Source organism: Rhodococcus sp. 852002-51564_SCH6189132-a, from assembly GCF_001665495.1.
In the GTDB taxonomy this organism is placed as follows: domain Bacteria; phylum Actinomycetota; class Actinomycetes; order Mycobacteriales; family Mycobacteriaceae; genus Rhodococcus; species Rhodococcus pyridinivorans.
This window is the reverse complement of record NZ_LZMJ01000057.1, coordinates 48,301-70,637: the sequence shown is the minus strand read 5'-3', so window position 1 is coordinate 70,637 and position 22,337 is coordinate 48,301. Positions and strand designations below refer to the sequence as shown.

The following is a 22,337-nucleotide window of genomic DNA, read 5'->3' as shown; positions in this document are numbered from 1 at the left end:
CCGAGAGCGAGTTTTCGGGAGGCATTTATGGCGCGCGATCTGATCGACCTGCTGTGGCGCGAGCATCCCGACGCGCCGACCGGTGGTTCCCGCGGGCCGAAAGCCAAGATCACCACCACATCCGCGGTGGACGCTGCGGTAACCGTCGCCGACGCGGTGGGCCTCGACGCGGTGACGATCCGTCGCCTCGCGACCGATCTGGGCGTCTCCGCCATGGCCCTCTACACCCATGTCGGGTCGCGCGACGACCTCCTCGTCCTCATGGTCGATCGGGTCCACGCCCGGCAACCCCGGCCGCCCTACGAGTCCCCGTCGTGGCGGGATCGGGTACGGCAGGTCGCCGAATCCGAACTCGAGCACTACGCCGCACACTGGTGGCTGCTGGACGTCGACGATCAGCGCACGGCCCTCGGCCCCGGCACGATCGCGAAGTACGACCACGAACTCCACGCCTTCGACGGCACGCCCCTCGGCGACATCGATCGCGACGCCGCGCTCACGTTCGTCGCGGACTTCGTGCGGGGTGCGGCCCGAGCCCGACGACCTGATCCGCACGCCGCCGACATGGGCGAGGCCTGGGCGCGATGGAACGAGCGACTCGCGCACTATCTCGGTGACGACCATCCCCTCGCACAGCGGGTGGGAGCGGCGGCCGGAGCAGAGATGAACGCCGCCTACAGCCCGCACCACGCATGGGAGTTCGGGCTGCAGCGCGTCCTCGACGGGCTCGAACCGCTCGTCTCGAATGGCGGGGTACGACCCACCGGGGAATGATTTCCCCGAAGGTTCGTACGAGAGATTCGAGGATTTCATGAAGCGATTCGCCGCGGGCGTGCTCGGTTGTGCCGCAATCGCCTTTGCAGTGCCGGCCACGGCGTACGCAGATCCCGGCACACCTACGCTCCCCACGGAGGACTACTCCGGGTGCCGCTTCGCGTCGATCTCCGCGGAATGCCGCTGGGAAACGCTCCTCGCCAGCTTGGCCGGCCTGTTACCGACCGGATCCGCGGAGGCCGGACCCACCATCCGGTAGAAGCCGTCACGACTTGGGTGGATCCGCCCCCGCTTTCCGGGGTCGGATCCACCCGAATCGCATCACCTCTCGCGCACCTCTTCGAGCCTGCGGATCAACGTCGCCGCGTCGAACGGGCCGGTGTGCCGGGCGAGGTCCGATCCGGTGGCGCCGAGGTAGAAGGTGGGCGTTCCGAAGACGTCGCTGGTCTCGGCGTCGAGATCGTCGTCCTCGACACGGTGACGATACCGCCCCAGGCGAAGGTCCTCGTCGAACCTGTCCATATCGAGACCCAACTGCTGGGCGTGTTCGTAGATCTCGTCGCGGGACAGAGCGTCGCTGTGGGCGAACAGGTGGTCGTGCATGTCCCAGAATCGTCCCTGCGCCGCCGCAGCCTCGGCCGCTTCGGCGGCGAACCGGGCGTGCGGGTGGTGTTCATCGAGGGGAAGGTGCCGGAAGACGTACCGCAGGTCGTCGCCGAAGTGCTCGCGCACGTCGCGGATGCTGCCGGTGGCCTTGCTGCAGAACGGGCACTCGAAGTCTCCGTACTCGACGAGTGTGAGCGGAGCGTCGACCGGTCCCCGTATGTGGTCGCGGTTCGGATCCACCGGACGCAGCAGCACGAGCCCGGCAGATCCCTGCGGCGGATTCAGGCGGTCGGACAGCCGGAACAAAGCCCAGCCCAGCGCCGTGGCGAGAACAGCCGCGAGAAGGACGCCGATTCGGGCGTCGTTGGCCGCTTCGGGAGATTCGATCGCCAGATCCACGATGAACAGTGAGATCGTGAACCCGATGCCGGCGAGCGCGGCACCCCCACCGACGTGCGAGAGGGTGAGTCCCGGCGGCAGGCTGCCCGGACGCAGGCTCGAGAAGACGGCAGTGGCCGCGGTGATGCCCACGAGTTTGCCCACCACGAGACCGAGGACGACTCCCCACGTGATCGGCGACCGGATCGCAGTGCCGACGGTCTCGGCGGAGATCACCACACCCGCGTTGGCGAGGGCGAAGATCGGCACGACGAGGAACGCCGTGTACGGCTGGTAGAGCCGTAGCAGCCGCTCGTTCACGGACACGGCGCGGAGCACCCCGAGTTGCGCGGCGCGCGCGTAGTCGGAGTTGGGCGACTGGCGGAACGCCCGCGTGAGTTCGCCGGCGCGCTCCACCTCGCTGCGGCGCGGCGGATAGACGGGAAGGATCAACGCGATCAGTACACCGGCGAGGGTCGGGTGCACACCGGATTCGTAGAACGCCACCCACGTCCCTGCCGCGACGACGAAGTAGACGACGCCCCGCCACACCTCGAGCCGGCGGAACTGCAGGATCAGCAACAGTCCGATCGCGGCAGGTATCAGGTAGACCGGCTGCAGATCGTCGGTGTAGACGAAGGCGATGATGGCGAGGGCGCCGATGTCGTCGGCCACGGCCAGCGTGAGGATGAACACGCGCAGGCGGGCCGGGCAGCGGGGTCCGACCAGCGCGAGCGCACCGAGCACGAAGGCGGTGTCGGTGGACACGACCACACCCCACGCTCCTGCGGCCTCCCCGCTGGGGTTGAGCAGCAGAAACAGTCCCGCAGGTAGCGCGAGCCCCGCGATTGTCGCCACGAGCGGGACCGCGGCGCGCGTCCGGTCGGTGAGCTCTCCCATGGTGAGCTCGCGTTTGACCTCGAGGCCGACGACGAAGAAGAACAGCGTCATGACGGCGTCGTTGACCCAGTGCTCGAGGTCGAGATCGATGCCGTAGTCGCCGATGCTGATGCTGAGAGGTGTGTGCCAGAACGCCTCGTACGAGTCGCCCAGGTTGGCCCAGACCAGAGCGATCAGGGTCGCCGCGAGTACGACGCCTGCCGCGAGCGTGTCGTCGTCCGTGCCGTCGCGGACCCCTGCCAGAAGGTCGGACGCCCGGCGGAGCGTCGTCGGATTCTCGTCGACCGTCATGTGCTCCCTCGTTCCGCAATCCGCTCCGAGCAACTCGGTGCCGGTGAGTACACCGACGACATCGCACAACGCCGGGCGATTATTTCCGGTATCGGCCGTTCGAACCTGCATTGTCCGAACACAACAATGCAACCGGTTCCGCCGTACAGGAGGCGGAATGCACCCCTCCGACTACCGACCTCATCCGAAACTAGACCGAATCGTTGTGCCAACAACCGATTTCGGCGTTTCGACAGCCCGACCGTTACATTCCGCCGCTACCTGTCGCCTCGACGGAGGATAGCCCTGCGCGTCCGCCCCGGGTATCGTCACGATCCACCGAAGCATCGGTTCCGAACAACCCTCGGCGAGAACAACTTTCCTAAGTTCTCTTACGGAGAGGAGGTGGATCCGTTGCTGCACACGGGGACGATCCGAAGAGCCCGATGGATGTTGATCACCGCACTGGGAGCAGGGGTGCTCGTCGCGGCGACGACACATCAGCCCGTCCCTGGGGACGGGACCGACCCGACGGTCGCGCATGTCCGGTCGTCACACTCCTCGGTCCCGGCGTGTGCGCCGCCGGACGGCGCGCCCGCCTGGCGTCCGGACGAGCTCGGCGACCACGCGGATCCACCGGCTGCGATCGGAGCGGTGGCGAACGGACGGATCGGAGGCGTCTTCCATCCGTCCACCACGGTTCGACTGGTCGGCCTGGACGTGTGCGAGCAGTACATCGACCGCAGCATCGTCACGACGAGCGAGGGTTGGTTCCTGTTCACCGGTCTCATGCCGGGTCGCTACACGCTGTTGGGAGACGACGGAACGGTGCTCACCGAGGTCGAGGTCTCCGCCGAGTCATCGGATCACCCCGGACTGGTGCCGGCCCCTGGTTAGGCCGTCAGCACGAGGAGGTAGCCGCCGCCGGCCGACTCGATCCTGGTATCGAACCGCACTCCCGGCTCGAGGCGCGACAAGCGGTCGAGGAGCCATTCGGAGGCGTCCTCCGCGTCCGACTTCTCGGGACACCGGGCAACGGCGACGCGACCACCCTTGCGGGTGAGCTGCTCGACGACGCCGATGATGGGCGCCGGGTCGACGACGAAGAGCCGGTCGGACCACGGCACGACGGGTTTGACGGCACCCTTCTTGGTGTTGCAGGCGCGGTGCGCGAGTCGCTCGACTCCGCCCTTTCCCTTGCCACCCTTCTTGGCGGTGTTGATGCTGTCGATGCTGGGACCGCGCGGGTCGTTGACCGACATGTCGGGGTCCACGGGCTCGTCGCACAACCAGCAACGCCACGCCTCGTGCTCACCGACTTCTCGAAGGGTGCTCATGGGGTCGAACGCTACCGTTCCGACAAGCAGGAACATCTCGCGGCCATGAGCGAAGGATGTGGGGCGGGCGGGGCTCGAACCCGCGACCAGCGGATTATGAGTCCGCGGCTCTAACCGACTGAGCTACCGCCCCGTCGCGACGACACGCGTCGCACAGTGCCGCACTGCTCGCACGGCGCGATCGAATGCTACCCGGACACAGCGTGCAACACGCTGCCGGGTGCGGAGTAACAGAGATCACATCGGTGGATGTTCTGCCGCATAGGCGCCCCGGAAGCACAGAATCCTCCCACCCGTGACGGGTGGGAGGATTCTGTAGGCGCTCCCCCGGCTGGACTCGAACCAGCAACCGTTCGATTAACAGTCGAATGCTCTGCCAATTGAGCTACAGGGGATTGTCCTGCGGCGCTCCGCGGTTTCCCCCGGTGCGTGAAAAACCATAGCGTCCCACCCACCGCAGCACCAAATCGCCTGCTTGTGGGCATGCTGCGGGGTCATCGGGCAGGATGGGGACGACGCAGTCACAGGTGGAAGGACAACACATTGATGGGTTTGCTGGTCGGGGTCGCTGCGGGATACGTACTCGGCACCCGAGCGGGTCGCGCGAGGTACGAACAGATCAGCAAGACGGCCAAGGCGGTGGCCGCGAGCCCCGTCACGAAGAAGGCGATCGAGGTGGGCCGGCAGAAGCTCGCCGACTCGCTCAGTCCTCAGCCCAAGCTCGAGCCGATGAAGCCCATCGACGAGACGACCACGATCATGATCCCGCGGGACCAGTTGAAGAAGTAGACGGTCAGCCGGCCAGGCCGTCACCGATGGCCTGGTCGAGCAGGCTCCGCCGGTACTGTTCGAGCGCCATGAGGTCGCCGAGCAGGGCGTGGAACTCCTCGGACTCGGTGGCCGGGGAAATCCGCTGCAGTTTGGACTTCAGTTCGGCCACCTGCTCGCCGACCCAGACCTCCTGCAGCCGGGCCAGCACGCCACCGATGTAGCGCGGCAGCCGGTCCTCTTCGGCGGGGACGGGTTCGACGGCGAGTTCCATCACGAGCGAGTGCGCGACGGGATCGGTCGCTGCCCTGCCGACGGCGTCGACCCACTCGGCTCCCCCGAGGCCCGCTGCAGTTCCGCCGGCGTCGGCGACGGCCTGCCGCACGGCCGCGTACGCAGGGTCGGTGAAGGTCTCCGGCGGCAGGGAGTCGAAGACGGTCCCGGCGATACCCGGATACTGCAGCGCGGCCTTCAGCGCGTCGCGCTGCGGCCACAGCGTCGGATCATTCGGCCGAGGGCGGCGCAGGGCCGACACGGGCTCCGCCGTGGCCGTCGCGGGCCGCGCCTTGGCTTCCGGTGCACGAACTCCTCGCCGTGCCTCCTCCTGCACACGCCGACGCACGGTGGGGATGTCGTCCCATCCCGTCCAGTGCGCGAGTTGCACCGCGTAGTTGTCGCGGATCGTGCGGTCCTTGATCCGGCCCACGACGGGGACACATCGGCGCAGGGCCTCGACGCGACCTTCGACGGTGTCGAGATTGTGTTCGGCGAGAATCGATTTCACGACGAACTCGAACATCGGGGTGCGGCGGGCCACGAGGTCGCGCACCGCACCGTCGCCCGACTGCTGCCGCAACTCGCACGGGTCCATGCCCTTGGGGGCGATCGCGACGTAGGTCTTCGCGGCGGTCTTCTGATCGCCCTCGAACGCCTTCATCGCCGCCGCACGACCGGCGTCGTCGCCATCGAAGGTGTAGATGACCTCACCGCGGAAGAAGCTGTCGTCCATGAGCAGGCGACGCAGCAGCGCGAGATGTTCGTCACCGAAGGCAGTGCCGCACGCGGCGACCGCGGTCTTCACGCCGGCCAGGTGCATGGCCATGACGTCGGTGTAGCCCTCGACGATCACGGCCTGGTGCGACTTGGCGATCTCGCGCTTGGCGAGGTCGAGGCCGAACAACACCTGAGACTTCTTGTACAGCACCGTTTCCGGTGTGTTCATGTACTTGGCGGTGATCTGGTCGTCGTCGTACAGACGGCGGGCACCGAAGCCGATGACGTCGCCCGCGAGATTGCGGATGGGCCACAGCAGTCGACGGTGGAAGCGGTCGATCGGACCGCGGCGACCCTGCCGGGACAGTCCTGCGGCCTCGAGTTCCGAGAATTCGAATCCCCGGCCGAGGAGGTGCTTGGTGAGCGCGTCCCAGCCGGCGGGTGCGTAGCCGCAGCCGAACGTCTCGGCGGCTGCCTGGTCGAAGTTGCGTTCGGTCAGGTAGTCGCGGGCGGCCTGGGCGTCGGGCGCGCGCAGTTGCTCGGCGTAGAACTGTTGGGCGGCCGCGTTCGCCGCGACCAGCCGGGCACGCGTGCCCCGGTCGCGTTGGACGGACGGACCGCCGCCTTCGTAGTTCAGCGTGTAGCCGACACGCTCGGCGAGTTGCTCGACGGCTTCGACGAAGCTGACGTGTTCGATCTTCTGCAGGAACGAGTAGACGTCGCCGCCCTCACCGCAGCCGAAGCAGTGGTAGTGCCCGTGATTGGGCCGCACGTGGAAAGACGGGGACTTCTCGTCGTGGAAGGGACACAGGCCCTTGAGCGAGTCGGCGCCTCCGCGCTTGAGTGCGACGTACTCGCCGACGATGTCCTCGATGCGCACGCGGTCGCGAATGGCCGCGATGTCTCTGTCTGAAATACGGCCGGCCACGAGACGAGTCTAAGCCGCCGGGCAGACTGCCCGGCACGACGGTCCGGCGCAACCCACACCCGCGAGCGCGTAAGCGCGTCCCTCCGGACAGATGCACGGCGCCGGACTCGTGCTTGTGTCCGCGAAGGGCGCAAACGTCGGTGTCAGCCCCAGCTCGCCTGCGCGGCGAGGCTGTCCCGGTCGATCCGTTCGAGGCGCGATTCGGTGCACGACGCGATCTGATCGACCACGACCCGTACCTTCGCAGCATCGTCGGGCGCGGCCTCCCAGGCGGCGACGAAGAACGGGTCGAGACCGACCGGCGCGGTGCGCAGTAGCCACTCGGCGACGCGGTGGATGCGTTCGCGTTGCGATTCCTGGCGGGTGCGGTGGGCGCGGTCGGACATGACGAACTGCAGCGCCATCGTCTTGAGCAACGCGACCTCCGAGACCACGATCGGCGGGACCACGAGGTCGGCGTCGTACCGGGTGACGCGTCGGCCTTCCGTCGCCTCCCGGGTCCCGAGGATCGCTGCGTTGGCGAAGCGGCCCACCAGCTCGCTGGTCAGCTTCTTGAGCGCGACCGAGCAGGCGAGGGTGCCGTCGAAGGTGCCGACGGCGCGGACCACCGGCATGGAGGACAACCGCTTCGCCGCCTCGGTGAGCTCGGCCGGGTCGAGACCCGAGAATTCGCGCATGCCCACCTCGATGAGTCCGGCGACATCGTCGGGATCGTCGAGCATCCGCAGGTCGATGCGACCGTCGATCACACCGTCCTCGAGGTCGTGCACCGAGTACGCGACGTCGTCGGACCAGTCCATGATCTGCGCCTCGAGGCACTTGCGGCGCTCGGGTGCGCCTTCGCGGATCCAGTGGAGGATCTCGGCGTCGTCGTCGTACGAGCCGAACTTCGCGCCCGGGCGCGGACGCGTCCAGGGGTACTTGAGCGTCGCGTCGAGCGAGGCGCGGGTGAGGTTGAGACCGGCGCTCGAGCCGTCCGGATAGAGGATCTTCGGTTCGAGGCAGGTGAGGATGCGCAGGTTCTGCGCGTTGCCTTCGAATCCGCCGCAGGACTCCGCGACCGCGTCGAGTGCCCGCTCGCCGTTGTGCCCGTAGGGCGGGTGCCCGATATCGTGGGCGAGGCCGGCCAGGTCGACGAGATCGGGGTCGGCGCCGAGCCCTTCGCCGATGCTGCGGCCGATCTGCGCGACCTCCATCGAGTGCGTCAGACGGGTGCGCGGGGTGTCGCCGTCACGGGGGCCGACGACCTGTGTCTTGTCGGCCAGGCGGCGCAGGGCCGCGCAGTGCTGCACGCGCGCACGGTCGCGTGCGAAGGCGGTCCGCTCGGACGCCGCTCCCTCGGACCCGGCGAGCGCCGAGGTCTTGCGCGGCTCGGCGACGCGCCGTTCGAGATCGTGTTCGCTGTAGCCCTGCATCACACTGCCTTCCGTCACCGAAGACCCTACGTTCCGCCTCACTGCTGCGCCGTGTACGGGAAATCGGCGGAGAAGTGGGTGATCTGGTACCAGATCAACGCGCCGGTCTCGCGGGCGATGCCGTGCAGCTGCGACTCGCGGGTGAACACCGCCGGACCCTGGCGGGTGGGAGCGGTCCAGGCGTCGAGACCGGCGTCGCGCGCCATGGTCCGGGTACGCAACGAATGCCACGGGTCGCTGACGAGCACGACCGACGACAGGCCCAGCTCCGACATCTCGCGGCTGACGGCCTCGACGCTGAGCAGTGTGTCCGAGCCCTCTTCGACGGCGACGATCGACTCGGCGGGCACCCCGCGCGAGACGAGATAGTTCTTGCCCGCCGCGGCCTCGGTGAACAGGTCGCCCTCCTGCTTGCCGCCGACGGTGACGATCCGCGGCGACACTCCCGCTTCGTAGAGCTTGAGGGCCTGCTCGAGGCGGGCCTCGAAAACCGACGACGGTGTGCCCGAATACTGCGCGGCCCCGAGCACGACGATGGCGTCGGCGGGGGTGCGGTCGTCGATCCGCGCGACCTGCCACACCCGCAGCGCCGTGCCGCCGACGACGAGGACGGCGGCGAGCAGCACCCCGATGATCAGTCGCCGGAGCCAGCGCGCGATGCGCGCGCCGACCCCGAGGTCGTCCCCGGTGTACGTCGCGGTGGTGCCGGTGCGGCGGGATGCGGTGCTCACCCCCTGATTCTGCCAGCGAACGAGAACGCGTCGACCGGACGACGCGCCGACCCCGTCCTCACCTCGGAACCACTAGATTCGATTCCATGGCACACGTATCGGCCGCACCGCTCCGGCGACCTGCACGGTCCGCGCTCGCATTCGTCCCCGCCCTGCTGGCAGTGACCGCGTGGCTGCTCCTTCCCGCGGCGGCCTCCGCGGAGCCACCCTCGCGGCTCCCCCAGCCGATCACCGACACCGCGGGCGTGCTCGACGACGCCGACGTCGCACGCATCCAGGAAGCGACGAACACCCTCTACGACGAGCACGGCCTGCAGTTGTGGGTGACCTACGTGTCGAGCTTCGACGGACGCGACTACAACAGTTGGGCGCAGGCCACCGCGCAGGCAAGCAATTTCGGTCCCGACACCGCGCTGCTGGCGGTGGCGACCGACGACCGCGAGTTCGCGCTGTGGACACCGACGGGTTCGGAGATCTCCGAGAGCGAGCGCGACCGGATCAGCTCGTCCGGCGTCGTGCCGGCCCTGCGCAACAGCGATTGGGCGGGCGCCGCCGTGGGCGCGGCCGACGGGTTGAGCAACGCCCTTACGCCGTCGGCTGCTCCGGTGACGACGCTGCTCGTCGGCGGCGGTGTCATCGCGGCCGGTGGTGCCGGGCTCTACGCCTACAACCGGCGGTCGAAGAGGAAGCGCGCCGACGCCGGTGCCGCGCAGGCCGCGCAGGTCGATCCGGCCGACACGACCGCTCTGCGCGGTCTGCCGGTCGAGGGTCTAGACCAGTATGCACAGACCCTCCTGGTGGACACCGACAACGCGGTGCGGTCCAGCGCCGAAGCGCTCGAGCTCGCCCGGGGTGAGTTCGGGGACTCCGCGGTGGCTCCTTTCGACCGCGCACACCGGCAGGCACAGGTCGCGTTGGCGAACGCCTTCGAGATCCGTCAGCGCCTCGACGACGACATCCCCGAGACGCCCGAACAGCAGCGCGACATGCTCGTGCAACTCGTCTCCTCGTGCGGGCAGGCGAACCGCGAACTCGATGCGCAGGTCGAGGCGTTCGACAAGATGCGCAACCTGCTGCTCGATGCCCCGGCCCGTCTGGACGGCCTCACGCAGCGCGCGATCGCGCTGCAGGCCCGCATCCCCGAGGCCGAGCGGATTCTGGGGCAGCTGCACTCGGAGTTCCCGGCGGGCGCCCTGACTCCGGTGGTCGACAACGTCTCGCTGGCGCGGGAGGAGATCTCGTTCGCCGAGAACGCGATCGACCAGGGCCGCACGGCGGTGGCGCGACCGGTCGGTGAGCAGGGCGACGCCGTGCGCGCGATCCGCGAGGCCGAACGCGCACTGGGGCATGCCGCGACGCTGCTCGACGCGCTCGACCATGCGGCGGAGGACATCCGGCGCGCGATCGCGACGCTTCCCTCCGCGGTGGAGGACGCCGAACAGGGTGTCGCCGACGCGAAGCAACTCCTCGACGCGGGCGGCCCGGAACTCGTAAACGCCCTGAAGGCCGTGCAGGAAGCCCTCGACCACGCCCGGGCCGAGCAGCACACCGACCCGCTGGGCAGTTTCACGCGGGTCGTCGAGGCCGATGCGCGTCTCGACGAGTTGCGTGCCCGGACGCGGCAGGCGAAGCAGCAAGCCGAGGAGATGCGGCGCCGCCTCGAACAGGATCTGAGCGCAGCGCAAGCGCAGGTCACCGCCGCGGCCGACTTCATCGGGACCCGCCGCGGCGTCGTGGGCGCCCAGGCACGCACCCGCCTGTCGGAGGCGCAGCGGCACCTGCAGGCCGCGCAGCAGGCAGCCGAGTCCGATCCGGCGGCCGCCATCCAATACGCGCGGTCCGCCGCGTCGCTGGCCGCGCAGGCACTGCGCAGCGCCCAGAACGACGTGCAGCGCTGGAACAACCAGCACCGTCCGCCCCGCGGTGGTTCGTCGGGCGGCAACGTCGCCGGTGCCGTGCTCGGCGGCATCCTCATCAACAGCGTGCTCAACAGCGGCCGCGGCGGTGGCTTCGGTGGCGGTTTCGGTGGGGGCGGTTTCGGGGGCGGCGGCTTCGGCGGATCGAGTGGAGGACGCTTCTAGACCATGCGCCCGATCGCAGCACGCGCACCGGGCACCGGCCTGGAATCGGTGATCCTGCACACCCGCCGCGGTGACGAAACCCGTTTCCGGGACGTGGACTTCGAGTACCTCGATCGACGCTCGACGAGGTGACCGCTACGAGCACCCGGCTACGAAGCGACAGATGCCCTCCGGTCCGTCGGGACCGGAGGGCATCTGCGTCGATCGGATCGGTCAGCAGCCGATCAGGCGCTGCGCGAGGTAGCCCTCGACCTGGTCGAGGCTCACACGCTCCTGCGCCATGGTGTCGCGCTCACGGATCGTGACGGCCTGGTCCTCGAGGGTGTCGAAGTCGACTGTGATGCAGAACGGGGTGCCGATCTCGTCCTGGCGACGGTAGCGGCGGCCGATGGCGCCGGCGTCGTCGAACTCGATGTTCCAGTTCTGGCGCAGCTTCGCGGCGAGGTCCTTGGCCTTCGGGCTCAGGTCGGCGTTGCGGCTGAGCGGCAGCACGGCGGCCTTGACCGGCGCGAGACGACGGTCGAGGCGCAGCACGGTGCGCTTGTCGACGCCACCCTTGGCGTTGGGTGCCTCGTCCTCGGTGTAGGCGTCGACGAGGAAGGCCATGAGCGAACGGGTCAGGCCGGCCGCCGGCTCGATCACGTAGGGCGTGTAGCGCTCATTGGTGGCCTGATCGAAGAAGCTCAGGTCGGTGCCGGAGTGCTTCGAGTGCGTCGACAGGTCGAAGTCGGTGCGGTTCGCGACGCCCTCGAGCTCACCCCATTCGCTGCCCTGGAAGTGGAAGCGGTACTCGATGTCGACGGTGCGCTTCGAGTAGTGCGACAGCTTCTCGAGCGGGTGCTCGTAGAGGCGCAGGTTGTCCTTGTTGATGCCCAGATCGGTGTACCAGTTCATCCGGTAGTCGATCCAGTACTGGTGCCACTGCTCGTCTTCGCCGGGCTTGACGAAGAACTCCATCTCCATCTGCTCGAACTCGCGGGTTCGGAAGATGAAGTTGCCGGGCGTGATCTCGTTGCGGAAGCTCTTGCCGATCTGGCCGATGCCGAAGGGCGGCTTCTTGCGCGAGGTGGTGAGCACGTTCGCGAAGTTCACGAAGATGCCCTGCGCCGTCTCGGGGCGCAGGTAGTGCAGGCCTTCCTCGCTCTCGATCGGGCCGAGGAAGGTCTTGAGCATCATGTTGAAGTCGCGGGGCTCGGTCCACTGGCCCTTGGTGCCGCAGTCCGGGCAGACGATCTCGGTCATCGGCACGGCGTCGGGGTCGTCGAGCTTGTTCTTCTCGGCGTAGGCCTCCTGCAGGTGATCCTGCCGGTGACGCTTGTGACAACTCAGGCACTCGACGAGCGGGTCGTTGAAGACACCGACGTGGCCGGAGGCGACCCAGACCTGACGCGGCAGGATCACGGACGAGTCGAGGCCGACGACGTCCTCGCGGCTGGTGACCATGTTGCGCCACCACTGCTTCTTGATGTTGTCCTTGAGCTCCACGCCGAGCGGCCCGTAATCCCACGCGGACCTGGTGCCGCCGTAGATCTCACCGCAGGGATAGACCAGGCCCCGGCGCTTGGCGAGGTTGGCGACGGTATCGATCTTGGATTTGGGTGCCACTCGGTTTCTCCATCTTCGATGCGGGTTTTCGCAGCATGCGTCGATCTGTAAGCCTATCGCTCCTCGTTCGCAGCTCGAATTCGCGCCGGTTGACATGCACAACCGTGCATATCAAAATGGAATCGATTTGCAATAAGGCCCGCCGACCGGCGGCCGCCCCTGCCCCGAGGAGCCCCGTGAGCATCGACGCCGATCCACGCGAGTGCAGCACGGGCGAGCGCGCCCGCGGCCCGATCGGCAGCGACGCCCTGCCGTCCCCGGTCGATGTCTCCCCCGGCGCCCTGATCGCGGCCGGTGAGCTGCTGCGCGCACTGTCGGCACCCGTCCGCATCTCGATCGTGCTCGAACTGCGCGAGTCGGCCCGCTGCGTGCACGAGCTCGTCGGCGCCCTCGGCGTCACCCAGCCGCTCATCAGCCAGCATCTCCGCGTGCTCAAGACTGCGGGCGTCGTGCGCGGCGAACGCTCGGGACGCGAAGTGCTCTACCACCTGGCCGACGACCATCTCGCCCGCATCGTCGTCGACGCCGTCGCTCACGCCCAGGAAGGACGATCGCAGTGACCTCCGCCCGCAAACCTCTCGTGGGGGTCCGCTCGACCCGTCAACGCAGCGCCATCGTCGACCTGCTCGACAACACCGAGGAGTTCCGGTCCGCCCAGGACCTGCACGACGAGCTGCGCAAGCGCGGCGAGGGCATCGGCCTGACGACCGTCTACCGCACCCTGCAGTCGCTCGCCGAGGTCGGCAGCGTCGACGTGCTGCGCACCGACAGCGGCGAGTCGCTGTTCCGGCGGTGTTCCTCCGGGCACCACCACCATCTCGTGTGCCGCCACTGCGGCTTCACGGTCGAGGTGGACGGCCCGGAGGTCGAACGCTGGTCGCACGAGGTGGCCGAGTCGAACGGCTTCGTCGACGTCAGCCACACCGTGGAGATCTTCGGCAACTGCCGCGAGTGCGCCCTCGCTCAGGGCTGAACCGACGGCCCGCGGCCGTCAGCCGCAATCGCAGTCATCACAGCCGCAGCCGTCGGCGAGCAGGTTCTCCTCGTCGTCCTCGGCCTCACCGTCGAAGACCGACGCTTCTCCGCCGAGACGCTGCGCCAATGCGCGTGCCTGCTCGACGACCGGCACGAGCGACGCGACGGCCCGCACGAGATGGATCGGGACGAGCGGCGACGCCGCGACCCGCAGTTCGACGGTGACTCGGTCCTTGTCGAGGACGAACTTGACTTCGGGGAACTCGACCTGCAGGTCGCCGAGGACCTCGGCGGCGCGGGTGCGGCCCGTGATGCCCTCGACCAGGTAGGTGGTGAGCAGCACGAAGCCGCCCTCGGCGTCGACCGTCGCGTAGGTGAGCACGTCGTCGATCCAGATCGGGATCTCGCCGTCCTCGTCGGGCTCGGGCGCTTCCTCGAGAATCTCGGACAGCGTCTCCACCACAGCGGCGCGCAGCATGTCGTCGTCCTCGGTGGGGATCGCGACGGCGTGCGTCCCGTCGGCGGCGACGACCTCCTCGGTGGTGGTCTCGGCGTCGATGTCGGTGGTGGTCACGAATTCTCCTTGGGATCGGGGGTGCCGGCCACGGCGCCACGCGCGTCGGCGGCACCGTCGAGCACGAGCAACAGCATGGTGGTCAGCGCCGTGTCGTCGAGCCCGGTCGCGGGGAACGAGTACCGCAGCACGACGTCGGCGTCGGTCTCGCGTTCGATGAGGTGGACCGAGCCGAACTGCAGGGCGTCGGCGGCGGCCGCGACCCGACCGCGCACGGCGTCGTCGAGCGGAAGATCCCACGCGAGCACTCCGGTGACGGAGACCACGTCGAGTCCTTCGGTGAGCGTGACGACCTGCAGCGCGAAGGGCACGGCGCCGTAGTCGAATCCGAACGAGCCGTCGCCGTCGGCGGCGGACGACGGGGTGCGGACGTCGACGAAGGGCGTCAGCGCGCCCGCGATCCGCTCGCGCAGCGAGGTCACTTCACACCACCGAACCGCCGGTCGCGGGAGGCGTATTCGACGCACGCCGCCCACAGATCGCGCCGGTCGAAATCGGGGAACATCGTGTCCTGGAAGACGAGTTCGGCGTAGGCCGACTGCCACAGCAGGAAGTTCGAGGTGCGCTGCTCGCCCGAGGGCCGCAGGAACAGGTCGACGTCGGGCATGTCGGGCTCGTCGAGATACCGCGCGATCGTCGACTCCGTGATCCGTTCGGGATCGAGTTCCCCTGCCGCGACCCGGCGGGCGATCTCCCGTGCGGCGTCGGCGATCTCGGCGCGACCGCCGTAGTTGACGCACATCGTGAGAGTCATGACGTCGTTGTCCTTCGTCAGTTCCTCGGCGATCTCGAGTTCCTTGATCACGCTGCGCCACAGGCGGGGACGGCGACCGGCCCACCGGACGCGCACCCCCATCTCGTGCATCTCGTCGCGGCGGCGGCGGATCACGTCGCGGTTGAAGCCCATGAGGAAGCGGACCTCGTCGGGGCTGCGCTTCCAGTTCTCGGTGGAGAAGGCGTAGGCCGAGAGCCACTCGACGCCCATCTCGATACATCCGCACACCGTGTCCATCAGCACGGCCTCGCCGCGTTCGTGGCCGGCGGTGCGCGGCAGACCGCGCTCCTGCGCCCAGCGACCGTTGCCGTCCATCACGAGCGCCACGTGCTGGGGGATCAGCTCGGGTTGCAGCACGGGAGGTCGCGCGCCCGACGGATGCGGGTCGGGCGGCCGGATCACCCGCTCAGGCGATGGGGGCGTGGTACGTCGTCGAATCACGGTCCCCATCCTGCCGGACACCCCGGGCGACGTCATCAACCCGGTTCCCCGTCGCAGGTTCGGTGCGACCGCGCTCGACGAGGGGCAGCGAACGCAGTTGCCGTTCGAGATGCCACTGCAGGTGCGCGGCGACGAGCCCGCTGGCCTGGCGACGCACCGCCGTGTCGGCGGCCTCGGTGTCGGCCCAGCGTCCGTGGTTGAGCGCGTCGAGCAGCGCCAACACACCCGGGGCCGGGGTGGCCGCCCCCGGCGGACGGCAGTGCACGCACACCGCACCACCGGCGGCGACGTGGAAGGCGGTGTGCGGGCCGGGACGGTCGCAGCGCGCGCAGTGGGTGATCGCCGGCGCCCATCCCGCGTAGGCCATGGCCCGCAGCAGATAGGCGTCGAGTACGAGTTCGGGTGGCCGGGTGCGGTCGCACACCGCGCGGAGGGCGCCGACGGTGAGTGCGTGCAGGCGCGGCACGGGCGCGCGTTCCTCACCGGCGAGGCGTTCGGCGGTCTCGAGGATCGCGCACGCGGTGGTGTAGCGGGGGTAGTCGTCGACGATACCCACCGCGAAGGCGTCGAGGGTCTGCACCTGGGTGATGACGTCGAGACTGCGGCCCGGGTGGAGCTGGACGTCGATGTGGGCGAACGGTTCGAGCCGTGCGCCGAACTTGGAGCGTGTCCGGCGCACGCCCTTCGCGACGGCCCGCACGAGACCGTGCCGACGCGTCAGCAGGGTGACGATGCGGTCGGCCTCGCCCAGCTTGTGCTGGCGCAGCACCACCGCGTTGTCCCGATAAAGCCTCACTCCCCGAGTCTGTCATGTCGCGGTGACACGGGACGGTCCACGAAGGGACTCGACACCCAGAACGGGAACGCGTTATTGTTCGTTCGAACGAACGGGGGAACGAATGGACGCTCGAACCGACCTGCGCGACCTGAAGGCGACCGTCGAGGCACTCGACCGCGGCGAGACCACCTCCACGGACCTCGTCCGTGCGAGCCTCGACCGGATCGACGAATCGCAACCGCACCTGAACGCCTTCCGCGTCGTGCGCCGCACCACCGCACTCGACGAGGCCCGCGAGGCCGACCGGCGCCGCGCGAACGGCGAACGCCTCCCCCTGCTGGGTGTCCCCATCGCGATCAAGGACGACACCGACATCGTCGGCGAGACGACGATGTTCGGCTGCGCCGGCACCTTCGCCCCGAAGGACACCGACGCCGAGGTGGTGCGTCGCCTGCGGGCCGCCGGCGCGGTGATCGTCGGCAAGACCCACTCCCCCGAACTCGGCCAGTGGCCGCTCACCGGCGGCGACGCCTTCGGGCACACCCGCAGCGCGTGGTCGCGCGACCACACCCCCGGCGGCTCGTCGGGTGGCAGCGCCGCGGCCGTCGCGGCGGGACTCGTGCCGGCCGCCCTGGGATCCGACGGCGCCGGATCGGTCCGCATCCCCGCCTCGTGGTCCAATCTCGTCGGCATCAAGCCCCAACGCGGCCGGATCTCCATGTGGCCCGACGCCGAATCCTTCAACGGACTCACCACGCACGGCCCACTCGCCCGCACGGTCGCCGACGCGGCCCTGCTCCTCGACGTCGTGTCCGGGAACCACCCCGGCGACCGGCACGCGTGCGCGCCGCTGACCGTCTCCGACGCCGTGGGACGAGATCCCGGCAGGCTGAACATCGCTCTGTCGCTGAAGATCCCGTTCACCGCGACACCCACCAGCCTCGACGCCCGCGTCCGCACCCGCATCGCCGCACTCGCCGCGGTACTGCGCGATCTCGGCCACGAGGTGACGCTCGCCGATCCCGACTACGGAATGACGTTCGGTCTCACCTTCCTCCCTCGATCCATGGCCGGTATCGAGGATTGGTTGTACCGCCTGCCCGACCCGTCCCTCGCCGACGTGCGCACCCGCGCCAACGCCCGCACCGGCCGGTTCCTGCACGGTTATCCGTTGCGGGCGGCGCGCGCGGTCGAACCGCGACTGCACCGTCGGGTCGGCCGCATCTTCGACCGGTTCGACGTCGTACTCGCCCCCACCACTGCCACACCGCCGCTGCCGGTGACGGCGATCGACGGCATCGGCGGCTGGGCGACCGACAAGGTCATCACCGGCGCATGCCCCTACGCGTGGCCGTGGAACGTGCTGGGCTGGCCCGCGATCAACGTCCCCGCGGGTTTCACCGAGGAGCGACTGCCGGTGGGTGCCCAGCTACTCGGCGCGGCGAACTCCGAACCGCTGCTGGTTTCCCTCGCCTCCCAACTCGAATCGGTGCTGCGCTGGCACGAACACACCCCGGAGCGATGGTGGTGACCACGCGCGACGACGCCCGCTCGCGGATCGTCCATGCCACCCTGTATCTCGTCGGCACCGACGGGGTCGCCGGGGTGACGAACCGGCGCATCGCGGCGCGCGCCGAAGTGTCGCTCGGTTCGATCACCTACCATTTCCCCACCCAGGCCGACCTGCTGCGCGCCGCGCTCGAGTTCTTCGTCGACGAGGAGACCGAGCGGCTGCGAGAACTCGCCGAGCAGTATCGATCCCGGGCCCTGTCGCTGACGGAGGCCGCCGAACTCACCGAACGCGTCGCCCACGACCTGACCTTCACGGCCGAACGCATCGCCCCCTTCGAGCTCTATGTGCAGGCGGGGCGCGACGAGGAACTGCGGCGGGTCGCCGAACGCTGCTGGCGTGCCTACGACGCGTTGACTGCCTCCGTCCTTTCCGCGCTGGGAGTGCCGGATCCGGAGACGATCGCCCCGACGGTCGTCGCGACCATCACCGGGTTGCAACTGCGCCGCCTGTCGACGGGTACGGAGCCGGATCTGTCGGAGGCCGTTCTGCTGCTGCTGCACGGCGCGGCGGCCACGCGTCGCTGAGTTCCCTTCGGTCACCGGCCCCGGCGTGACGACGCGTTCACATCCGCGTCCGCGACGAAACACCACCGTCACGAATTATGCCGTGTGCACAATACTTTCGCGTCGCGAGTGGTTCGTCGGCCGATTGCCGAGTCCTGTCCGACTCTTCGAGATCGACATGTTCCGGCCGACGACGGCGGTGCCGCCCATCGATGCTCGCGGCGATGCTGCACCATCGGCGCCGACGAACTCATGGTGCGTCCCTTCGGGCGCTGGATGATCAACGGCCGTATCGCCTACGTCGTGCTGTTCGTCGTCACCTATCTGCTGTCGTTGTTCTTCTGCCCACACCTGCTCTCGCGATCATCGGTGCCGTGCTGCTCCCGGCGGCGATCAAGGCCGGGCTGCCGCCGCTCGGCCTTGATCGCCCTCGCGATTTCCGGACAGGGCGTGGCACTCGAACATTGCGCCACCCATTTCGTCGACGGCTTGGTCCACGCGTTCAAGGCCATGGGAATCATCCTGCCGGTGGCCGGATTCGTGTACCCCGGCATCCCCGACTACTCCGGTTCGATCCTGGGACTCGAGGACGGCACCGGGCCGGCCTTCCTGTTCGACGCCGTCGAGAGCATCCAGACCCGCATTCCCGACAACGGTCTCTTCGCCGCGTTCAGCATGATCCTGATCGGCATGCTCATCGGTCTGGACGGCTCCGGCTGGGCCGGTCTGCCGCTTACCGGTGGTATCGCCGCCGCGCACGCCCCGCAGGCCGGAACGGACACCGCAACGCTTGCCGCCCTTGCGCAGAACGCCGCGACCTGGACCGGCGGCGGCACCCGCGTCATCTGGTCGTCGCTGATCGTGGTCGCGGGCTTCTGCCGCGTCCCGGTCGGTGATCTCGTGCGACGACTCGCGATCCCGGTGGTGAGCGGATTGCTCGTCGCCGCTGTCGCCGCTTCGACGTCTCCGCCGCCGTCGCCATGACACCGCGGCCGGCGGAACTGATCGACCGCTTCAGCGCGTTCGTCGGCACCGACCTACCTCGCGTCGATGTGGGTCGCCCGGCCGATCACCGCGTCCACCCCGTAGGGCTCGGCGTCAGAATCCCAGACGGCCCAGCTGTTTGGGGTCTCGCTGCCAGTCCTTCGCGACCTTCACGTGCAGGTCGAGGTAGATCTTCACGCCGAGGAGCTTCTCGATCTGGGTGCGTGCGGCGGTGCCCACTTCGCGCAGCCGCGCACCCCCTTTGCCGATGACGATGCCCTTCTGGCTCGGCCGTTCGACGTAGAGCAGGGCGTGCACGTCGAGCATCTCGCCCTGCTTCTCGGTGCGACCCTCGCGTTCGGTGATCTCCTCGATCACGACGGCGAGCGAGTGGGGCAGCTCGTCGCCGAGACCTTCGAGGGCGGCCTCGCGGATGAGCTCGGCCATCAGGGTCTCTTCCGGCTCGTCGGTGAGCTCGCCGTCGGGATAGAAGGCCGGTCCGGGTTCCATGTGCGAGACGAGGACGTCGACGAGGACCTCGACCTGCTCACCCGAGGCCGCGGAGACCGGCACGACCTCGCAGTTCTCGCCGAGGAGCTTCGACACGGCGAGCAACTGCGCGGCGACCTGCTGTTTGCCCACCTTGTCGATCTTCGTGACAATGCCGATGACCGGGGTCTTCGGCGCCATGTGGCGCACCTGCTCGAGGATCCAGCGGTCGCCGGGGCCGATCTTCTCGTCGGCGGGGAAGCACATGCCGATCGCGTCGACCTCGGAGTAGGTGTCCTGCACCAGGTCGTTGAGCCGCTGGCCGAGCAGGGTGCGCGGGCGGTGCAGTCCCGGGGTGTCCACGAGGATGAGCTGGGCGTTGTCGCGGTGGACGATGCCGCGGATGGTGTGGCGGGTGGTCTGCGGGCGCGACGAGGTGATCGCGATCTTGCTGCCGACGAGCGCATTCGTGAGCGTCGACTTCCCGGTGTTGGGCCGGCCGACGAAACAGATGAAGCCGGAACGGAAGTCGGTGTCGGTCATGCATGCTCCTCGGTGGTGGCCGTATCGGTATCGGTGGGTTCTTCTTCGGGGCTGACGCGCTGCACGAAGACGGTGCTCACACGCACCCGCCCGCGGACGTCCGGTCCGCCCTCGCCGCGGAGCAGCAGGCCGTGGGTCCGTACCTCCGCACCCGGCAGAGGAACTCGGCCGAGTTCGTAGCCGAGGAGTCCGCCGACGGTGTCGACCTCGTCGTCCTCGATGTCGATGTCGAACAGTTCGCCGAGGTCCTCGACGGGAAGTCGCGCGGAAACGCGGTAGGTGTCGTCGCCGAGTTCCTCGACGTCGGGGATCTCCCCGGTGTCGTACTCGTCGGCGATCTCGCCGACGATCTCCTCGATGACGTCCTCGATCGTCACGAGACCGGCGATGCCGCCGTATTCGTCGACGAGGATCGCCATGTGGTTGCGGTCGCGCTGCATGTCGGCGAGCAGATCGTCGAGGCGCTTCGAATCCGGCACGAAGACCGCCGGTCGCATGACGTCGGCGACGGAGACGCTGCGTCCGCCGTCGCGGTGGTAGTAGGTCTGCTGGACGAGATCCTTGAGGTAGACGACACCGCGGATGTCGTCGACGTTCTCACCGATCACCGGGATCCGCGAGTGCCCGCTGCGGACGGCGAGCGAGGTGGCCTGACCGGCCGTCTTGGTCTCCTCGATCCACACCATCTCGGGGCGTGGAACCATGATCTCGCGAGCGGTGGTGTCGCCGAAGTCGAACACCGACTGGATCATCCGGCGTTCCTCGTCGGCCACGACCCCGCTCTCCTGAGCGAGATCGACCAGTTCGCGCAGCTCGATCTCGTTGGAGAACGGGCCGTTCCTGAAACCGCGACCGGGTGTGACCGCATTGCCTACGCTGATGAGGATTCGGCTGATCGGACCGAGCAGGACACCGAGTACCCGCAGCGGTCCGGTGGCGGCGAGCGCGATCGGGTACGCGTGCTGGCGTCCGAGCGTGCGCGGGCTGACCCCGATCACGACGTAGTCGACGATCACCATCACCGCAGCGCCCACGACGAGCGCCCATGTGCGGTCGAGCACGGCGAGCAACGCACCGACGAGCACGACGGTGGCGGTGATCTCGCAGAGGATGCGCAGCAGCACCGTCAGATTGACGTAGCGGGGCCGATCGTCGAGCAGACCGAGCAGGCGGCGCGCACTGGGGCGGCCCTCCTTCGCGAGTTCCTCGGCGCGCGCCGCGGATACGGTGTTGAGCGCGGAATCGACGGCGGCGAACAGGCCGCCGAGCACCACCAGGACGACCGCCAGGACGACGAGGGGCACGGTACTCACGCGATCGTCACTCCCTCGATCGGTGCCGTCCGATCACGATGGCTCGCACTGTCGCCGCTCATGATTCGGGGGTGTCGACGAAACCGGCCTTGCCCAGCAACTTCCGGTCGCGGGCGGCGAGCCGCGCCTCGTGCTCGGCGCGGCGGATTTCCTCGTACCACTCGGCGAGGAGCTGGTTCTGCAGGCCGAACATCTCCTTCTCCTCCTCCGGTTCGGCGTGGTCGTAGCCGAGGAGGTGGAGCATGCCGTGCACGGTGAGCAGGGCGAGTTCGTGGGCCACCGGGTGACCGGCCTTCGCCGCCTGGTCGGCGGCGAACTGCGGACACAGCACGATGTCGCCGAGCATCGACGGTCCCGGTTCGGGAGCGTCCGGACGCCCCCCGGGCTCGAGTTCGTCCATGGGGAACGACATCACGTCGGTGGGGCCGGGAAGGTCCATCCACCGCACGTGCAGATCGGCCATGGTGTCGAGGTCCACGAGCACCATCGACAACTCCGCCGCCGGATGCACATCCATCCGGGCGATCACGAAACGGGCGACGTCGAGGAGTTCCTCCTCCGAGACGTCCATTCCCGATTCGTTCGAGATCTCGATGCTCATGA

The 22,337-nt window shown here is 68.7% G+C and carries 23 protein-coding genes and 2 tRNA genes; 10 read left to right on the top strand and 15 right to left on the bottom strand.

What is annotated here, in order from left to right; all coding sequences use genetic code 11:
- The first annotated feature begins 27 nt into the window (after positions 1–27).
- Entirely contained in the window at positions 28–774 is a 747-nt protein-coding gene (locus A5767_RS13755) for a TetR/AcrR family transcriptional regulator (RefSeq protein WP_006554456.1), read from the top strand.
- Between the two features lie 321 nt (positions 775–1,095).
- On the opposite strand, the gene nhaA is transcribed toward A5767_RS13755, so the two are convergent.
- Complete coding sequence (gene nhaA / locus A5767_RS13745; RefSeq protein WP_064852520.1) at positions 1,096–2,949, bottom strand: Na+/H+ antiporter NhaA; 1,854 nt, start codon at positions 2,947–2,949, stop codon at positions 1,096–1,098.
- Between the two features lie 429 nt (positions 2,950–3,378).
- Here nhaA and A5767_RS13740 point away from each other — a divergent pair, with 429 nt between their 5' ends.
- A complete protein-coding gene (locus tag A5767_RS13740) occupies positions 3,379–3,825 on the top strand; it encodes a hypothetical protein (RefSeq protein WP_064852514.1) in 447 nt (148 codons plus the stop codon).
- Here the strand turns inward: A5767_RS13740 and A5767_RS13735 are convergent.
- From A5767_RS13735 to A5767_RS13725, 3 genes are all read right to left on the bottom strand, one after another.
- A complete protein-coding gene (locus A5767_RS13735; RefSeq protein WP_082937701.1) occupies positions 3,822–4,202 on the bottom strand; it encodes a hypothetical protein in 381 nt (126 codons plus the stop codon). The two genes, A5767_RS13740 and A5767_RS13735, sit on opposite strands and share 4 nt — an antisense overlap.
- 122 nt (positions 4,203–4,324) lie before the next feature.
- A tRNA-Ile gene (locus A5767_RS13730) sits at positions 4,325–4,398 on the bottom strand.
- A 189-nt stretch (positions 4,399–4,587) separates the two neighbouring features.
- Positions 4,588–4,660, bottom strand: a tRNA-Asn gene (locus tag A5767_RS13725).
- A 148-nt stretch (positions 4,661–4,808) separates the two neighbouring features.
- Here A5767_RS13725 and A5767_RS13720 point away from each other — a divergent pair.
- Positions 4,809–5,054 carry a hypothetical protein gene (locus A5767_RS13720; protein ID WP_024101344.1) on the top strand — a complete coding sequence of 82 codons (246 nt, stop codon included), beginning with the start codon at positions 4,809–4,811 and terminating at the stop codon, positions 5,052–5,054.
- 4 nt (positions 5,055–5,058) lie between these two features.
- Here the strand turns inward: A5767_RS13720 and dnaG are convergent, their stop codons facing one another.
- The 3 genes from dnaG to A5767_RS13705 all read right to left on the bottom strand — a co-directional run bounded on the left by dnaG (position 5,059) and on the right by A5767_RS13705 (position 9,100).
- Positions 5,059–6,954, bottom strand: coding sequence for a DNA primase (gene dnaG / locus A5767_RS13715; RefSeq protein WP_006554462.1), 1,896 nt, complete (start codon positions 6,952–6,954; stop codon positions 5,059–5,061).
- A 143-nt stretch (positions 6,955–7,097) separates the two neighbouring features.
- A complete protein-coding gene (locus A5767_RS13710; protein WP_064852512.1) occupies positions 7,098–8,369 on the bottom strand; it encodes a deoxyguanosinetriphosphate triphosphohydrolase in 1,272 nt (423 codons plus the stop codon).
- A gap of 38 nt (positions 8,370–8,407) precedes the next feature.
- A complete protein-coding gene (locus A5767_RS13705; RefSeq protein ID WP_006554464.1) occupies positions 8,408–9,100 on the bottom strand; it encodes a YdcF family protein in 693 nt (230 codons plus the stop codon).
- A gap of 86 nt (positions 9,101–9,186) precedes the next feature.
- Between A5767_RS13705 and A5767_RS13700 the strand changes: the two genes are divergently transcribed.
- Together A5767_RS13700 and A5767_RS23930 are read left to right on the top strand one after the other, a co-directional pair.
- The gene (locus tag A5767_RS13700; RefSeq protein WP_064852511.1) at positions 9,187–11,181 is read left to right on the top strand and encodes a TPM domain-containing protein; all 1,995 of its coding nucleotides are present in this window, start codon (positions 9,187–9,189) and stop codon (positions 11,179–11,181) included.
- 3 nt (positions 11,182–11,184) lie between these two features.
- The gene (locus A5767_RS23930) at positions 11,185–11,313 is read left to right on the top strand and encodes a hypothetical protein (RefSeq protein WP_024101348.1); all 129 of its coding nucleotides are present in this window, start codon (positions 11,185–11,187) and stop codon (positions 11,311–11,313) included.
- An 81-nt stretch (positions 11,314–11,394) separates the two neighbouring features.
- Here the strand turns inward: A5767_RS23930 and A5767_RS13695 are convergent, their stop codons facing one another.
- Positions 11,395–12,786 (bottom strand): glycine--tRNA ligase, encoded by a 1,392-nt coding sequence (locus A5767_RS13695; protein WP_006554466.1) that lies wholly within the window; start codon positions 12,784–12,786, stop codon positions 11,395–11,397.
- A gap of 176 nt (positions 12,787–12,962) precedes the next feature.
- Here A5767_RS13695 and A5767_RS13690 point away from each other — a divergent pair, with 176 nt between their 5' ends.
- A complete protein-coding gene (locus tag A5767_RS13690; protein ID WP_006554467.1) occupies positions 12,963–13,346 on the top strand; it encodes an ArsR/SmtB family transcription factor in 384 nt (127 codons plus the stop codon).
- On the top strand, positions 13,343–13,759 hold the full coding sequence (locus tag A5767_RS13685) for a Fur family transcriptional regulator (RefSeq protein WP_006554468.1): 417 nt from the start codon (positions 13,343–13,345) through the stop codon (positions 13,757–13,759). The genes A5767_RS13690 and A5767_RS13685 overlap by 4 nt, the downstream gene beginning before the upstream one ends.
- A gap of 18 nt (positions 13,760–13,777) precedes the next feature.
- Here the strand turns inward: A5767_RS13685 and A5767_RS13680 are convergent, their stop codons facing one another.
- The 4 genes from A5767_RS13680 to recO are packed head-to-tail and all read right to left on the bottom strand — an operon-like array spanning position 13,778 to position 16,347.
- Positions 13,778–14,335 (bottom strand): T3SS (YopN, CesT) and YbjN peptide-binding chaperone 1, encoded by a 558-nt coding sequence (locus A5767_RS13680; protein ID WP_024101349.1) that lies wholly within the window; start codon positions 14,333–14,335, stop codon positions 13,778–13,780.
- Positions 14,332–14,757: a hypothetical protein gene (locus A5767_RS13675; RefSeq protein WP_006554470.1), complete on the bottom strand. Its 426-nt coding sequence runs from the start codon at positions 14,755–14,757 to the stop codon at positions 14,332–14,334. Before A5767_RS13675 ends, A5767_RS13680 begins: the two co-directional genes overlap by 4 nt.
- Complete coding sequence (locus tag A5767_RS13670) at positions 14,754–15,560, bottom strand: isoprenyl transferase (protein ID WP_050993415.1); 807 nt, start codon at positions 15,558–15,560, stop codon at positions 14,754–14,756. The genes A5767_RS13675 and A5767_RS13670 overlap by 4 nt, the downstream gene beginning before the upstream one ends.
- Complete coding sequence (gene recO, locus A5767_RS13665; RefSeq protein ID WP_072740431.1) at positions 15,517–16,347, bottom strand: DNA repair protein RecO; 831 nt, start codon at positions 16,345–16,347, stop codon at positions 15,517–15,519. Before recO ends, A5767_RS13670 begins: the two co-directional genes overlap by 44 nt.
- A gap of 103 nt (positions 16,348–16,450) precedes the next feature.
- Here recO and A5767_RS13660 point away from each other — a divergent pair, with 103 nt between their 5' ends.
- From A5767_RS13660 to A5767_RS23750, 3 genes are all read left to right on the top strand, one after another.
- On the top strand, positions 16,451–17,860 hold the full coding sequence (locus tag A5767_RS13660) for an amidase (protein ID WP_064852510.1): 1,410 nt from the start codon (positions 16,451–16,453) through the stop codon (positions 17,858–17,860).
- Positions 17,851–18,426 carry a TetR/AcrR family transcriptional regulator gene (locus tag A5767_RS13655; RefSeq protein WP_033097766.1) on the top strand — a complete coding sequence of 192 codons (576 nt, stop codon included), beginning with the start codon at positions 17,851–17,853 and terminating at the stop codon, positions 18,424–18,426. Before A5767_RS13660 ends, A5767_RS13655 begins: the two co-directional genes overlap by 10 nt.
- A gap of 231 nt (positions 18,427–18,657) precedes the next feature.
- Positions 18,658–19,389 carry a hypothetical protein gene (locus tag A5767_RS23750; RefSeq protein WP_064852509.1) on the top strand — a complete coding sequence of 244 codons (732 nt, stop codon included), beginning with the start codon at positions 18,658–18,660 and terminating at the stop codon, positions 19,387–19,389.
- 114 nt (positions 19,390–19,503) lie between these two features.
- Here A5767_RS23750 and era read toward each other — a convergent pair whose 3' ends face one another.
- Genes era through ybeY form a run of 3 tightly spaced genes read right to left on the bottom strand, consistent with a single transcriptional unit; the run spans position 19,504 to position 22,335 of the window.
- Positions 19,504–20,421 (bottom strand): GTPase Era, encoded by a 918-nt coding sequence (era, locus tag A5767_RS13645; RefSeq protein ID WP_024101353.1) that lies wholly within the window; start codon positions 20,419–20,421, stop codon positions 19,504–19,506.
- Positions 20,418–21,734: a hemolysin family protein gene (locus A5767_RS13640; RefSeq protein ID WP_006554477.1), complete on the bottom strand. Its 1,317-nt coding sequence runs from the start codon at positions 21,732–21,734 to the stop codon at positions 20,418–20,420. Before A5767_RS13640 ends, era begins: the two co-directional genes overlap by 4 nt.
- Positions 21,735–21,792: 58 nt before the next feature.
- Complete coding sequence (gene ybeY, locus A5767_RS13635) at positions 21,793–22,335, bottom strand: rRNA maturation RNase YbeY (protein WP_006554478.1); 543 nt, start codon at positions 22,333–22,335, stop codon at positions 21,793–21,795.
- Between the last annotated feature and the right edge of the window lie 2 nt (positions 22,336–22,337).